This is a genomic window from Candidatus Nitrosotalea okcheonensis (assembly GCF_900177045.1).
Classification (GTDB): Archaea; Thermoproteota; Nitrososphaeria; order Nitrososphaerales; family Nitrosopumilaceae; genus Nitrosotalea; species Nitrosotalea okcheonensis.
Genome location: NZ_LT841358.1, coordinates 1,422,691 through 1,436,214 on the forward strand (window position 1 = coordinate 1,422,691; position 13,524 = coordinate 1,436,214).

The 13,524-nt window shown below is 35.6% G+C and carries 16 protein-coding genes and 2 tRNA genes; 9 read left to right on the forward strand and 9 right to left on the reverse strand.

The genetic code is table 11. From position 1 onward, the window contains the following. Window positions 1-159: 159 nt before the first annotated feature. The gene (locus BQ3481_RS08495) at window positions 160-1,233 is read left to right on the forward strand and encodes a hypothetical protein (protein ID WP_157927874.1); all 1,074 of its coding nucleotides are present in this window, start codon (window positions 160-162) and stop codon (window positions 1,231-1,233) included. Between the two features lie 324 nt (window positions 1,234-1,557). Here BQ3481_RS08495 and BQ3481_RS08500 read toward each other — a convergent pair whose 3' ends face one another. Both BQ3481_RS08500 and BQ3481_RS08505 read right to left on the reverse strand, forming a co-directional pair. Next, complete coding sequence (locus BQ3481_RS08500; RefSeq protein WP_157927875.1) at window positions 1,558-2,403, reverse strand: hypothetical protein; 846 nt, start codon at window positions 2,401-2,403, stop codon at window positions 1,558-1,560. 10 nt (window positions 2,404-2,413) lie between these two features. Next, window positions 2,414-3,046, reverse strand: a complete 633-nt coding sequence (locus tag BQ3481_RS08505; protein ID WP_157927876.1) for a hypothetical protein — start codon at window positions 3,044-3,046, stop codon at window positions 2,414-2,416. A gap of 491 nt (window positions 3,047-3,537) precedes the next feature. On the opposite strand from BQ3481_RS08505, the gene BQ3481_RS08510 reads away from it, so the two are divergent. Beyond that, the gene (locus BQ3481_RS08510) at window positions 3,538-4,764 is read left to right on the forward strand and encodes a site-specific integrase (RefSeq protein WP_157927877.1); all 1,227 of its coding nucleotides are present in this window, start codon (window positions 3,538-3,540) and stop codon (window positions 4,762-4,764) included. A gap of 143 nt (window positions 4,765-4,907) precedes the next feature. On the opposite strand, the gene BQ3481_RS08515 is transcribed toward BQ3481_RS08510, so the two are convergent. Further along, window positions 4,908-4,982: transfer RNA gene (locus BQ3481_RS08515), tRNA-Val, on the reverse strand. Window positions 4,983-5,266: 284 nt separating this feature from the next. On the opposite strand from BQ3481_RS08515, the gene bluB reads away from it, so the two are divergent. After that, window positions 5,267-5,977 (forward strand): 5,6-dimethylbenzimidazole synthase, encoded by a 711-nt coding sequence (gene bluB / locus BQ3481_RS08520; RefSeq protein WP_157927878.1) that lies wholly within the window; start codon window positions 5,267-5,269, stop codon window positions 5,975-5,977. A 24-nt stretch (window positions 5,978-6,001) separates the two neighbouring features. Then, window positions 6,002-6,094: transfer RNA gene (locus BQ3481_RS08525), tRNA-Arg, on the forward strand. A 20-nt stretch (window positions 6,095-6,114) separates the two neighbouring features. On the opposite strand, the gene BQ3481_RS08530 is transcribed toward BQ3481_RS08525, so the two are convergent. From BQ3481_RS08530 to BQ3481_RS08540, 3 genes are all read right to left on the reverse strand, one after another. Then, window positions 6,115-6,537, reverse strand: a complete 423-nt coding sequence (locus tag BQ3481_RS08530) for a hypothetical protein (protein WP_157927879.1) — start codon at window positions 6,535-6,537, stop codon at window positions 6,115-6,117. Window positions 6,538-6,712: 175 nt separating this feature from the next. Continuing rightward, entirely contained in the window at window positions 6,713-7,171 is a 459-nt protein-coding gene (locus BQ3481_RS08535) for a hypothetical protein (RefSeq protein ID WP_157927880.1), read from the reverse strand. Between the two features lie 84 nt (window positions 7,172-7,255). Further along, on the reverse strand, window positions 7,256-7,504 hold the full coding sequence (locus BQ3481_RS08540; RefSeq protein WP_157927881.1) for a hypothetical protein: 249 nt from the start codon (window positions 7,502-7,504) through the stop codon (window positions 7,256-7,258). Window positions 7,505-7,781: 277 nt separating this feature from the next. Here BQ3481_RS08540 and BQ3481_RS08545 point away from each other — a divergent pair, with 277 nt between their 5' ends. Together BQ3481_RS08545 and BQ3481_RS08550 are read left to right on the forward strand one after the other, a co-directional pair. Next, complete coding sequence (locus tag BQ3481_RS08545) at window positions 7,782-8,261, forward strand: peptidylprolyl isomerase (protein WP_157927882.1); 480 nt, start codon at window positions 7,782-7,784, stop codon at window positions 8,259-8,261. A 10-nt stretch (window positions 8,262-8,271) separates the two neighbouring features. Next, window positions 8,272-9,285, forward strand: coding sequence for a hypothetical protein (locus BQ3481_RS08550; RefSeq protein ID WP_157927883.1), 1,014 nt, complete (start codon window positions 8,272-8,274; stop codon window positions 9,283-9,285). Between the two features lie 227 nt (window positions 9,286-9,512). On the opposite strand, the gene BQ3481_RS08560 is transcribed toward BQ3481_RS08550, so the two are convergent. Further along, window positions 9,513-9,989 (reverse strand): hypothetical protein, encoded by a 477-nt coding sequence (locus BQ3481_RS08560; protein ID WP_157927885.1) that lies wholly within the window; start codon window positions 9,987-9,989, stop codon window positions 9,513-9,515. A 139-nt stretch (window positions 9,990-10,128) separates the two neighbouring features. On the opposite strand from BQ3481_RS08560, the gene BQ3481_RS08565 reads away from it, so the two are divergent. Genes BQ3481_RS08565 through BQ3481_RS08575 form a run of 3 tightly spaced genes read left to right on the forward strand, consistent with a single transcriptional unit; the run spans window position 10,129 to window position 11,878 of the window. After that, window positions 10,129-10,599 carry a hypothetical protein gene (locus BQ3481_RS08565; protein ID WP_157927886.1) on the forward strand — a complete coding sequence of 157 codons (471 nt, stop codon included), beginning with the start codon at window positions 10,129-10,131 and terminating at the stop codon, window positions 10,597-10,599. A 15-nt stretch (window positions 10,600-10,614) separates the two neighbouring features. Then, window positions 10,615-11,508, forward strand: coding sequence for a PfkB family carbohydrate kinase (locus BQ3481_RS08570; protein WP_157927887.1), 894 nt, complete (start codon window positions 10,615-10,617; stop codon window positions 11,506-11,508). A gap of 37 nt (window positions 11,509-11,545) precedes the next feature. Further along, window positions 11,546-11,878 (forward strand): dUTPase, encoded by a 333-nt coding sequence (locus tag BQ3481_RS08575; RefSeq protein WP_157927888.1) that lies wholly within the window; start codon window positions 11,546-11,548, stop codon window positions 11,876-11,878. 2 nt (window positions 11,879-11,880) lie between these two features. Here BQ3481_RS08575 and BQ3481_RS08580 read toward each other — a convergent pair whose 3' ends face one another. Both BQ3481_RS08580 and BQ3481_RS08585 read right to left on the reverse strand, forming a co-directional pair. Further along, entirely contained in the window at window positions 11,881-12,360 is a 480-nt protein-coding gene (locus BQ3481_RS08580; protein ID WP_157927889.1) for a tetrahydromethanopterin S-methyltransferase subunit A, read from the reverse strand. Then, window positions 12,357-13,442, reverse strand: a complete 1,086-nt coding sequence (locus tag BQ3481_RS08585; RefSeq protein ID WP_157927890.1) for a DegT/DnrJ/EryC1/StrS family aminotransferase — start codon at window positions 13,440-13,442, stop codon at window positions 12,357-12,359. Before BQ3481_RS08585 ends, BQ3481_RS08580 begins: the two co-directional genes overlap by 4 nt. Between the last annotated feature and the right edge of the window lie 82 nt (window positions 13,443-13,524).

Here is a 13,524-nt window from a genome sequence, read left to right on the forward strand (position 1 = left end):
AATAAAAATAGATCCATTAAGCAAATTTACAAATTTCCAGTATTTAGCACAAAAATCACCATTGGTACTTTTTTTCCTAATTTCATGAATAGTTAACAAAGGTACATGCTAAATCTACACCACTTTTTTAAATCATAAACAGTACAGTACATCTCAGACGTGAAAACTCTGCATTATTCCATAATTGCAATTCTATCTGTGGTTATATTTTCCAGTTCCAGCATAGCACTTGCCCAACATGTGCCATTTACTCTTATCCAAGCTCCACTAAAACAATTCAAAGACGGAACTATAGCTCATGATGTACACTGTAATTCAGGTCTTCAATTAGTCCTCAAGGCAGAATACTATACTCCCGCATGCGTCAAACCTGAAACTGCAAGCAAACTTGTTCAAAGAGGTTGGGCTTTGGATACAACTTTACCAGAACCTTTTGTCAACAAAATTGCAATAAATGGATTACAACAAAATTATACAATCGGTCAGCCAATTAGTGCCACAGTAACTTATTCTGGATATTATTGGTATACTGAACCTGATGTAAAAATCTTGGATGCAAACGGTACTCAAATTTGGTTCAATTGTGCATATTGTTATGCACGTACAGAGCCGATACCGTCTCCTGCACTTGAGCCATTTACTTACATTGTAAGAGATTATAGCAGTAACAAGCTCCCAGCGATCAACAAGACAGGCACTTACACAATGATTGCATCACTTGAAAATAAAACAGCAAGTGCAGAGTTCACAATAGTAAAACCATTGACGCCGCTTGCATCATTTGAGCCATGTGACACTCCTTATCCGCAACCAGATACAGGGGTTGCAGTATTGTACATGCCTGTAAACTCTGTTGGAAAAGTTTGTGTGAGATATTATAATCCTAATGATACTCCTACACGGATATTTGGAATTAGATTCTTTGATCCAAATAATTCCAATCAAAATGCAACAGGTATTACAACATGGAATGATATAGGAAATAATTATACAATACCAAAAGGCGGCTCTACTGTAGTTTATTGGATAAAAACAGGAAATCAAACAGGATTTTATGGAATGGATCTCTTTTGTGGAGAAACACCTTTTGCAGTAGGATATGATAATAATTCTAGAATAGTTTCAAGTGATTTCTCGTGGCTTGGTGGAACCTATAATTGCCCAATGCAAACATATCAATTTCATATTGACAGTATGGCTGGAATTGGTGTCAGACACATCCAGTATCCTTGAGTGATAAAATGAAAATTACGCATATTTCCATGAACAAGTAGAGGAATCCATTACACGTATCTCAAATAAAAATATTTAATTCAAAATTAAAAAATACTAAAAAACTAGATTGATGAAATTGAGTTATGCGTTACAAAATAACATGGTATGAGACTATTACTGGGATACCAGAAACGGTTGAAATCGATGTTCCAGAAGTGAAAATTGGTACTGTCATCATACCATTTGACATAATCAAAAATTAATACAAATATGATTGCCAAAAAGCAATCCTTCTTTTTATTTTAGAAATACAATAGAACCGATATAATCCATAGTTACAGATTATGGATATCTATCACATAATACACGACTAGAGTCATTTACCATAGATATGTGAGTAATTGCTAGTACCGCATGATAAATTGCTTCTAATTTGTAATAATTCTCTCCTAACTGATCATATGTGTAATCGATCGTATTATAATTGCCAGTCTTCCTATCATAATTTTCATAAGTCATTTGTTGTTTTACATTATCATATTTGAAAGAAGAATGACCCACTGAATTTCTAACTGTTCTATCCCAACCATCGAAATATGATAAATTAATTTTCTCTTGTAAAAAATGATTGTAAATTTCAGCAGGACTAGAATCTAAAATATTTTTCATGTGTATGGGTTCATTCTTGGCAATTTTATGCCATACATAACATTCTTGCAATGATAATTTGTATAAACCATCAACGATTCCTAGATATGCATAGCTTAAACCAACAAATTTTTCTTCAATTGAAGGGTTATTTCGCATTACTGCAGAACGGAGAATTTCAAGATTTCTGTAGATATTAATTCGTCTCTCTAATTTATCTACTTTGTTATTCATATTGAATACCTGATTTACTACTTGTGGGTAGATCTTCAATGAAATTCTATAATCTGATTGTAGTAAACAAAAAATATTTTTATGATGAGTAGATATCTTACAAAATTCTACATCTATTGAATCCTGTAAATCATGAAATAATGCAGTAATTTTAGTCCGGTCTATTTTTGGGATTTGATTTTGCATAGTGTGAACAATTTCGTTAACAGTTATAGCAGAAAGTTTCAGACCTAATTTTGTAAACATTTTACTGGAGTTTTCTAAGAAACCAAAGAATTGTTGATCGGTATATTGTGTTATACTCATGATGTATGTTTTACCTCGATCTATGATTATTCATATAATTTACAGTGAAATATCCTATGGTTAAATCCACAATTTTTCCTTCCTTCATAAATTCACTAAAGCCATAACTAATGAGTGTTGAATTTTTTCTGAAACAAAATTTATTGTCTTTAACCCACCACCCATCATGTGCTAATGCATTTCGTAGATCATTATTGAATATTGATTCAAAATCCGGTGTCACTAGTATCTGGGTTAATTTATCAATTAATTTACCAAATGTATCTTCTTTACATATTTGCCAAGTTCGTGTTTGATTATTTCTGGTTGTATATTCAAATTGTTTTTCTTTATTCAGTATGCTTAGAAGAAATCTCTTTAGTGTTTCATATTTTGCTAAAGTTATTTGGCACAATATGAGAAAGTAATTATGAATTATATCATTTTCAGTAAAACCATGTTTACTCATATCAGATTTGAATTCTGAGAATTTTGCAGGATGTATAACATCACTTAATTTATTGACTAATATTCTGGTGAGTTCATTTCTTTCAAGAATCTGAGAGTATACTTCATCATGTGGATCTTCTTTTAACCAGCCTTTATTTTTTAATTCAAGAAGTGATAATGAAGTAATCCTTTGAATATCTTCTTCTGAAACCAACTTTATTATCTAAACATCACATGTAATTAGGAATTTAGATCTTAGATTATTGCCATGAATTCCGATTCCGTACAATCTGCTGGACGTAATTCTGCTATTTTTTCATAGACATATGATCATGCTAAAATCGAATAATGTAACTATGTGATAGATGCCTAAGCAAATCTACATCTTGAAACTTTACTCTGAAAGTGCACAAAATTATTAAAATCTAAAATGTTGCATAAGGATTTATTTCGTTCCTGCTATGAAACGTTTCACTAAAATCTAGAATTAAATTATTTAAAATAAAATAGATGTGTTTTCTTTCCCACCGCAAAAATCATCCCAAAAAACAAGACTCGTAGAATCCCTGCCTAAATATAAAAAGAATGCCTGTAACCCTTACTGATATAGTATTCTAGTAGAGTATTGTTAGAAAATTGTATTATATTGATACCGTAAAAAAGCTAAATAGCAACATTGTTGCTAAAGTTCCTGATGAGGACTGCTTGCGTAAAGCAAGTGGGCAGTCTGATATGGGAAACACAATAGACAAAACAACTTCAACAACAACTGCCAAAAAAAGAGAAAACAAGGTAAGAAAACTGCTTGCAAATACCGAGGTAAAGAGATGGTATGACAATCTTGCAAGAGGAAGCCCAATAACGGCAGAGTCCAGAACTCGCAGGCTAGTCAAGTTTTGTGAAGAACATAACACGACTCCTATGGAGCTTGCAGAACTTGGAATCAAGGATCTTAAAGCAGTAACAGATCTGTTACAAGATCACATAACTTGGATGGAGCTTAAACACTATGCTCCACAATACATAGAGGCCACAATGACGGCCCTCAAGTCATGGCTAAGACACTTTGATATCCTAATAGTTCGAAGACTCAAGATAACAGATGCCGATAGTACGCCAACACTGGAAAATGAGCGTGTTCCAAACGGTAAGGAAATGGCTGAGATACTATTCAGGGCTCCTCTTAGGGAAGGCGCAGTAATTTCACTGATGGCAAAGTCAGGACTCAGACCCGAAGTTTTGGGAAATCATAACGGAACAGACGGTCTGATGATAAAGGATCTTCCTGACTTGGAGATCATCAATGGAGTTACAAGATTTTTGCATACACCTCCCAAAGTAATTGTCCGCAGAACTCTCTCCAAAGCAAGACATCAGTACTTTACTTTTCTGTCCAATGTAGGATCAGAAAGGTTGCTTGCATATCTAAACGACAGAATGGCAAAAGGCGAGATACTAAATTCCGAGTCGGCCGTAATTGCTCCAAACAGGGATTACAAATACGGAAGACAAGGTAAAGAAGGAAACAAGTTTCTTCTTACAGTCCGTATCTCAAACATTGTCAGAAATACATTCAGGCCACGATTCACATGGAGACCCTATGTACTTCGCTCGTACTTTGACACACAGCTCTTGCTTGCAGAAGCAAGAGGAAAGATTGCACATGACTTTCGTGTCTTTTTCATGGGTCACAAGGGATCCATTGAAGCCAAGTACACAACAAACAAGGGAATCTTGTCAGAAGAGTTGGTAAAGGAGATGCAAGATGCTTTCAAGAGAAGCGAGGAATTGCTAGATATGGAATCTCAAGTAAAAGCACCGCAACAAAAAGAAGATCTTCAAAGCATGATTGCAAATGCTGATCCTCAAATGTTGCAGGAGATACTAGTGATGCTGATATCTGCAATCAAGTCAAAGAGTTCTGTCAAGTGAAAAGTCAACCTTGTTGAAAATTGTACTGCAAAATCCATAGCTAGTACAAAAAAATAACATCAAAACATACAGAGTTCAGACATCGACGATGTCTAATTCATCTATCAGTTTAGACCTTACGATGCCCGTAAAGTCAGATAAAATGGGCCGAGAGAGATTTGAACTCTCGACCACCTCCGTGTCAGGGAGGTATCCTAACCAGACTAGACTACCGGCCCAATAGAATTCGGCCTCACTCTAGACGTTATTAACGTTAGTTCCATGAGTTCTGTTCAGGATATGAGGGTTTGACTAAATGAAACTCTTGGTGTTCAATTTTATGGTTTGAAAGTTATTTACAATATTTCTATTCAGAATTAGAAAGAAACTATATTCCAACAACTCTATACCCCACATACGGAAAGAGACTCCACGATACAGTCAATCTCCAAATGATAATCATGTCAAGATGTAAAAGTACCAGAAAACAAGAATAATATGCAATGCATCAAGTGACTATCATATGATTGGTGATTTTTCACCAGAGGAAAAGGACGGGTTTTACAAGGCAGTATTTTCTAGACGCGATGTTAGATCTCATTTTACTTCAGAACCAATTGATGAAAAAATACTCACACGGATATTGAATGCGGCACACCATGCCCCGTCTGTAGGGTTCTCTCAGCCATGGAACTTTATTTTGGTTAAAAATAAAGATGTGAGAAAACAGGTTAGAGATTCGTTTGATAGGGAACGGCTTCGCTCTTCTACTCTTGTTGAGGACCCAAAAAGATCAAAGTATTTGTCATTAAGACTTGAAGGAATTTTGGACTGTGCTGTAAACATATGCATTACGTATGATCCTACAAAGTTTGGCCCGTTTGTCATAGGAAGATCAAGTATTCCGGAGACAGGGATCTATAGTGTCTGTTGTGCGATACAGAATCTTTGGCTTGCAGCAAGAGCAGAGGGAATTGGTGTTGGTTGGGTCAGCATACTTTCAAACAGTGATCTTAAAAAAATTCTGGAGATTCCAGATCATGTAGTTCCTGTAGCTTATCTTTGTCTTGGGCATGTATCAAATTTTGCAGACAAGCCAGATCTAGAGAGTGCCGGTTGGTTACCACGCCTTGGTCTCAAAGATGTTGTATTTTATGAAAAGTGGAATAATGACAACGATCCTGATTGGCAACAGGTTCATCAGATGATCATCTCAAATCTTGATTACGCTTAAATGCTTACCCAGTGTGGTTTTTTTGGGCTCGTGGCGCAGAGTCTAATTGACGCGAAACATGGATAGCGCGGTAGCCTCCTAAGTTACAGGTCGAGGGATCGAAGCCCTCCGAGCCCGTCTTATTTTAAATTAAAAATTTAGGTTAAAGTTGTGCCAGGTGTATTTTGTACAACAGTTTTGAAGATGTCTACTGTATAATTCCCTTCAAAGATGTGAATAACCTTGTTGCCTTCTACAGACTTTACTCTGAAATAGTGTTCATAGGAACCGTCACTTTTTACATTGGTTTGTGCAACATAAACTGGTTTTCCATTTTGATATATCTGAATTATAACAGGATAACCTGGTGCAGCATTTTGTACTGTTCCCCAAACGCAGCCAAATGGTAATTTGCTATCTCCTGGGATATACATAGAAACAACACTTTTTTCCGTCACAACATTTCCCTCAGGTGCTACTACTAGATTCTGGTTCCATTCTGCACCCTGAGATGTGGGTAGTGTGATACTTGGAAGTAAAAGTATGAAGAGTCCAAAGATCGCACCTATTAGTAACTTCATGCCAACAATTCAGTATTGATAAATATTAAGTTGACGTATTTATTGTTCATATCACTTGATATCAGAAGAGAAACTAAACGATGGATGCAAATGTAACTGCCATTATGGTGGAGCAATAAGCTGTCCTTCATGTAAAGAAAATCATGGTAAGCACTTTTGTGCACATTGCAAGTAGCTATTTTTTCTTTTTACTGCTTTCCTTTGCAGCCAAAGTCTTCAGATTGGCAAGATCTACTTTTAGTTTCTCAATCTCAACGAGTGTGTTAAGATTTGATATCTCAGATTTTAGACTTTCAATCTCTTCATCTTTATTCTTAAGTGAACTTCGAAGTGAGTCCAATTCAGCGTTTAATTCAGATTTTGCTTGACTAATCTGATTTGATGTCATTTGAAGGGTTTGACCGCTGCTATGACTAGTTAGCTTTTTTTTTTCTTCGTGCTCGTGGGCTTCAAATCTGTGCATATATTGGGTACTTTTCAGAGCCAGCCAGCATATGGCTACCAAGAACCATGAGATGGCTGAAAAAACCACAAATATTTGATTCGTAGCTGCAGGCATGATAAAATACATTATGGTCATTGCTATTGCAAGACAACTTGTCACGATTGTAGGTGTATCATATTGGCGTCCCATGAATTTACCTTTTGGAAGCCTGAATATAAATAGTAATGCAGATTTTCAGAATAAAAAAGGACTTTGTAAAAATGAAAAAGGGGTTTATGCTAATTTGGTGCTTTGAGTAGTCTTCCCTTGTACGATCTCCATTTCTGGAACTTCAGACTGTAAAATCTTTATCTTTTGTAGAAGTTCGTTTCGAAGATCTCTAGCTACTCGTCTGACGGTTGGTCTTGGAACCCCAAGTTCTTCTACTACTTTGGAGTAGATATCTTGTTTATCTGTAAGGCCTTTGTCAAGCAATTCATTGATTGCTTGTTTGATGCTTGTGCTTTGAGTAGTACGATTCACGAATTTTAATTTCCAGATGTTCTATATAAGACTGTTACTATGTTTTTGGTAATAATTTTTGATACTTGAAAGTTTGACTTTGACATAAAAATAGAATTGTGTGTTTGTATCACAGAATCATGTTTTTGAAGAAATTTTACAAACAGAAGTTTGTTATCTAAAATGTTTTTATTTTACGATTTTATTATGACCATGTAGAACCAGCAACATCTTCATCTATTCCACCATGGAAACAAGTGGAGAAAAGTTCTTATGATTAAAAATCAGTTGTTAAGAGGTGCCCAAGGCAACTATTGAAACAAATTTTGGCAACATAGTCTTTGAGTTATTTCCAAATATTGCCCCAGAAACTGTGAGAAATTTTACCAAATTAGCAAAAAGTAACTTTTACGATGGAACACTGTTTCATCGTGTAATTCCGGGTTTCATGATTCAGGGAGGAGATCCAAATACAAAGAAGTCAGACAAGAGTAATTGGGGTATGGGTGGACCAGGATATACAATAAAGGCGGAATTTAGCTCCAGATCTCACCTTAGGGGCATAGTATCAATGGCAAGAGCTATGGATCCAAATAGTGCAGGCTCTCAGTTTTTCATCGTAACTACAGATAGTACCTTCCTAGACAAGCAGTATACTGTCTTTGGACAAGTCCTGCAGGGAATGGATGTGGCAGATAAGATTGTCAAGATTCCAAGAGATAAAAACGATTGTCCTCAGCAGGAAGCAAAGATCGTTCGCATAAGTGTATCAGAATAGGAAGTTAGAGTTGAAAATTCTCCCTAGTCTTCTTCTCATATCAATACTAGTTCTTTCAGGCTCCCAAGCATTTGGCCAGTTGTCCATGGGTGATTTGCCTCATGAAGTTCTCAAGGTTACCATTGATGAAAAGGGTACCGCGCATGTAACGCATGAGGTCAACTCTACTGCTGCAAATTTGAAACCAATTCAAATTGATACAGTAAATGGCAACATGAATAATCTTACTGTTACAGATGCCAAAGGTAATCCTGTTGAATATGCCAAGATCCAAAAGATACCATTATCCATAATCATTAACGCTTCACAACGAAATATGACTTTGGTCAAGTATGATCTAGTAAATGCTGTAACAAATACTGATGGAGTATGGAGATGGAATTATTATGAACCACAAGATACTAGCTATACTGCATTTCATTTTCCCAAAGGAGTTGACATGGTCTGGGCAAATAGCAGGCCTGTATATCTTGGAAATCTGGGTCTAGGTCAACATGGAAATGGATTCAGTTTAGAGTATATCATAAATGAACCTATGAATATTCAGACTGTTCAAATGGCAGGAAAGAACTTTTCAGTAGGAGTAAGAACTGTATCAGGACTTGGAAACTATGCTTTTGATGAATCACTAAAAACATATTCATTTAATATTGACAAGGCAAATGTGCCAATCACTGTGATAATGCCGCAGGCTCTTTTAGCTGGTCCATATGTTGTGACATTAAATGGTAATGCAACCTTACACCAAGAATTCCACAATAATGCAACACATGCATGGATTGGATTTGAACCAGCCAAAAATGGTACCATTCAGATAACAGGAGGAGCAATTGGTCAAGGACAACAAACAGGTATACCTAGTTCACCTAATAGTGCTACAATAGGAGTTACCACACCTACAAATCAATCAGATAATACGTCAACCTACCTTTTGATTGGAGGCATTATTATAGCAGGAGTAGCAGGAATCATAATAGTGAAAAAGACTAGATCAAAGGCATCGTCCAAGCCAGAAAAGGCTTGAGATAAAATTTCAACTTAGATTATTAATAGTAAAATATCAACGAGTCACATGCAATGTGGGTGTCATTGTATAAAATGCGGCAGCATGGAATTATCATCCAAGCAAGTTGGGGAGATTGAAAAAGACGGATATTATGATATGCATCATACATGCCTTAAATGCAAAGCACACTTTGACCATCTGGAGGGTGATGTGTTTGATTCGTGTGAAAAGTGTGGATTTAATGTCTAATTAACTTCAAGTAGTTTTACCCTAGAATAATAGCTGCGTTTTTCTCTCAAGTCCTTTTGAAGTTCATGGGCAAAAGCCATGGTTGCAAGTGTTTTTGATACGTCTAGTGGAACTGTAGACCAGCCATATTCTCGTAGTTGTGCTACTACCTCAGAGACAGTTCTTGGCTGATCAAAAAAAGTACCCTCGATTAGTACCTGCATTTTGCTTCTAATCTGGTCTTTGTTGATAAATGTGGGTGTAGCAAATTCAGGTTCGTGAACCTCAGCATCATCAAGTGAATGTAACAATCCGGTTGTTTGTGGAAGAGATTGATTATAGGAATAATCGTATTGAATATTGTTATTTGTAGAATCTTTGACAAATGACGCTAGATTACATATGACTTGTTCTGCACTTTCGTTGTCTATATAGAAGTCCTTTGATTCTATTTCAATTTCATTTTGACCGTATTTTATCTTAATTCTTGCCATTTTATAACTTTCAATTCTGATTTACTTGATTTATTTTGTTAGCTCTAAGTAGCTTAGAAAACTGATCAAAATATTTACACAACTTATCTGGATTTTTTTTCTGTATAGTCCTAAAAGGGAATATTCAATTTATTATATCGTGGAAAGACGCTCAAAGATAATCATCATAGTTTGTGTTATTGTTGCAATAGGCATATTTGGATATTCTCAGTATCTATCTGCCACTAATCTCAGTATTTCAATACTTGAGAGCAAGATAATACAGAGAGGTGAAAATAATTCACTGTATAATATGACGCTACAGTTCCAGAATCCTTCATTGCTTCCCATTAACATAGGACAGACAGACTTTGTCATATCAATTAACAATGAGAATCTTGGTACAGGCACACTGCAGCCACTCGTAATACCACCCATGGCCAAGATTTCGTCTCAGACGCCATTTACTGCAGATAATACAATTCTCGACAAGTATAACAAAAGTAGTAATGTTCCAAATATCAAGTTGACTGGAACAAGTAAGTATAGAATCTCAATAATATCTGTAAATGTTCCATTCACATATTATCCAACAGAACGAGAAGCCAGAGAATTTATACACGGTTCCTAAAATCAGCTGTAGTGTATGCTGACCATATTTGGATCAATAGCTTATGATACGATAAGGACCCCCGCAAAAATTGTTAAAAATGCATTAGGAGGAGCAGCAACATATGCCGCAATCTCTGCAAGTTTTTTTGTAAAGCCTGGCTTGATTGGAGTCATAGGTCAGGATTTCCCAAAAAATTATCAGAATATACTAAATAGGTTTGTCGACACACGCGGTGTAGTTCATGCAAAAGGCAAGACATTCAGATACGATGGAAGCTATGATTCAACTTTGAGTATGCGTACAACCAACAAGACAGAACTTAACGTTTTGAAGGATTTCAAACCTGTTGTACCAGAAGAATACCGCAAGTCAGAGTTTGTATATCTTGCAAATAATGATCCTGCCCAAAATACTAGAATTCTAAAGGAATTTGATAGAGTCAAGTTTTCAATGTGTGATACCATAGAATTTTGGATATCAAGTAAAAGAAATGATGTTATCAAGATGATGGGTTCTGTTGATTCAGTTGTAATTAATGATGAAGAAGCGAAATTGCTTACAAAAAACCACAATTTGATCAAGGCTGCAAAAAAGATCATGGGGTGGGGAACAAAGTATGTCATAATAAAAAAAGGCGAACATGGCTCTTTGTTGTTTTATGAAGACATGATATTTCCATCACCTGCCTTTTCAATGGAAGATATTGTAGACCCTACAGGTGCAGGTGATTCTTTTGCAGGTGGAATGATAGGATATCTCTCAAACAAAAATAACACAAAAATCTCAACCATCAGAGAGGCTGCAGTATATGGAAACGTCATGGGTTCTTTTGCAGTGGAAAAATATGGGGTATATGGGATAACGGGATTGAAAAGATCGGATATTAAGAAGAGATTTGACAGATACAAGAAGATGGTACGTTTCTAACAAAGGTTATAGATATCCCAAATTAAAAAATAGAATAATGGTTGACAAACTGGATACAATTTTCAGTCTTCAAAAAAATCTTGAAAAAATGATGAATCTTGATCGCTATCCAAAAGACACCCAGGGAAAGATTTCTGCACTTTGTACAGCAATAATTCATGAAGCAGTTGAGCTTCAAAGAAACACAGATTGGAAGTGGTGGAAAAAACCTACGCCATTTGATGAAGCTGCAGCTCGCGAAGAGCTAATAGACATTTGGCATTTTGTAATTCAAGCTTCACTTGAGCTTAACATGACTCCAGACGATATTCTAAAAGAGTATCAAAAAAAGAATCAGATAAACAGACAAAGACAGATAGATGGTTACTGAGTTTATCTCATAGTCTCAATCATGGTTTTTAGTTGTGAGATACTAGTTTCTCCTACTTTGTTTATTATTTTTACTTGTACTTGAAATTTTGATACTTGTTTTTTTGTAACTGTCAATATAGGATGCGGGCTTGAGGAACCAATAATTTTCTGGTCTGCATTAATTCCATTTTTATATAAACAGAGTAAAGAATCGCCTGGTTTGTGTCCAAGTGTATCTTTTCCACATAGTATGATCGTGTCAATTTTCTCGTTTAATATTACAGATCTTACAAGAGAATCAATTCCTTTGTTTTCAGATAACAATCTTCCAGCTATTGCAACCTCTTTGATAATAGATGATTTTGAAATGTCTTTTAGTAGACTCATACTTGATAGGGTACAAATTGCTATGTTCGATTTTGGATTCCCAAAAAACATCTCATCCTCTATTGGAAGAAGAATCCTGCACAATTCTCCTGCAATATTTTCAATCAGATTCATGCAATCAATTTGTGTAATGTCTTTGAAATGTAATGCAAGTCATTTTCTGTGACCAATGGATTCACTGGAAGACTGAGTACAGAGTTGGCAGCCCAGTCAGTAAGAGGAAGTTTGAGAGGTTTTTTATAAAACGGAGTTTTATGTACTGGGATGGAATAGTATGCAGTTGCGCCTATTCCTTGTGAATTTAGCTGTTTCATTAGTTTATTACGATTTTTGGTGGCAATCGTATAAAGATACCAGTTTACATGTACATCATTTCTCTCTTGAGGCAATATGACGTCAAGATCAGACAAGAGTTCACTAAGAATCATCGCATTCTTTTTTCTCTTTTCCAAAAATTTTGTAAGTTTTCTCATCTGGACTTTGGCTAGTGCGGCACAAATTTCTGGGAGTCTTAGATTCAGTCCAAGTATTCGGGTGTCATATCCATGAAGCATTCCATGATTTCTGATCTTGCGTAGTTTCTCAAAGAGATTTTTATCATCCGTAACTATAGCACCACCCTCTCCAGCAGTTATGACTTTAGCAGCATACATGCTAAAGCAGCCCATTTTTGAAAATGTTCCAGATTGTTTTTTCTTGTATGTAGTTCCTAGTGATTGACATGCGTCTTCAATTATCTCAAGATTATGCATGTTAGCAATCTCAGAAATTTCATCCATGTATGCAAAATTTCCATATAGATGGACTGGCATTATTGCCTTGGATTTTTTTGTTATTTTCTTTTTAAGATCACTTGGATCCATTGTATAATTTTCAGGACGTATATCAACAAACACCGGCTTTGCACCAACTGACAGAATGGAATTGGCAGTTGCTACAAATGTAAAAGATGGTATCAAAACCTCATCGCCTTGTTTTATGTCAAGAGCATAAAGTGCAGCTTGTAGAGCAGCTGTTCCAGAATTTACTGCTATTGCATATTTTGATTTTGTATATGAGGCTAAAAGTTGTTCAAACTCTTGTACTCTCCTTCCACCAGCATTTGCTGCAGTTGTTAGAGATTTCTCTGTTAATACAGAACATACTTCATTTATTTCGTCTTTTTCAATAATTGGTATATTTATTGGAATTTTCAATAATACAATAGAAAATTTTCGCCATAATTAAACTTCCTAAATTAAAACCAATTTTTATATTTTGGAGATATGCATTGGAATC

What these genes read in the sequence shown, in the direction of transcription:
- bluB (WP_157927878.1), top strand. Translation starts at nt 5,267, where the DNA reads ATGATTGGTGATTTTTCACCAGAGGAAAAGGACGGGTTTTACAAGGCA.
- BQ3481_RS08500 (WP_157927875.1), bottom strand. Translation starts at nt 2,403, where the DNA reads ATGAGTATAACACAATATACCGATCAACAATTCTTTGGTTTCTTAGAA.
- BQ3481_RS08535 (WP_157927880.1), bottom strand. Translation starts at nt 7,171, where the DNA reads ATGGGACGCCAATATGATACACCTACAATCGTGACAAGTTGTCTTGCA.
- BQ3481_RS08560 (WP_157927885.1), bottom strand. Translation starts at nt 9,989, where the DNA reads ATGGCAAGAATTAAGATAAAATACGGTCAAAATGAAATTGAAATAGAA.
- BQ3481_RS08530 (WP_157927879.1), bottom strand. Translation starts at nt 6,537, where the DNA reads ATGAAGTTACTAATAGGTGCGATCTTTGGACTCTTCATACTTTTACTT.
- BQ3481_RS08575 (WP_157927888.1), top strand. Translation starts at nt 11,546, where the DNA reads ATGGTTGACAAACTGGATACAATTTTCAGTCTTCAAAAAAATCTTGAA.
- BQ3481_RS08570 (WP_157927887.1), top strand. Translation starts at nt 10,615, where the DNA reads ATGCTGACCATATTTGGATCAATAGCTTATGATACGATAAGGACCCCC.
- BQ3481_RS08580 (WP_157927889.1), bottom strand. Translation starts at nt 12,360, where the DNA reads ATGAATCTGATTGAAAATATTGCAGGAGAATTGTGCAGGATTCTTCTT.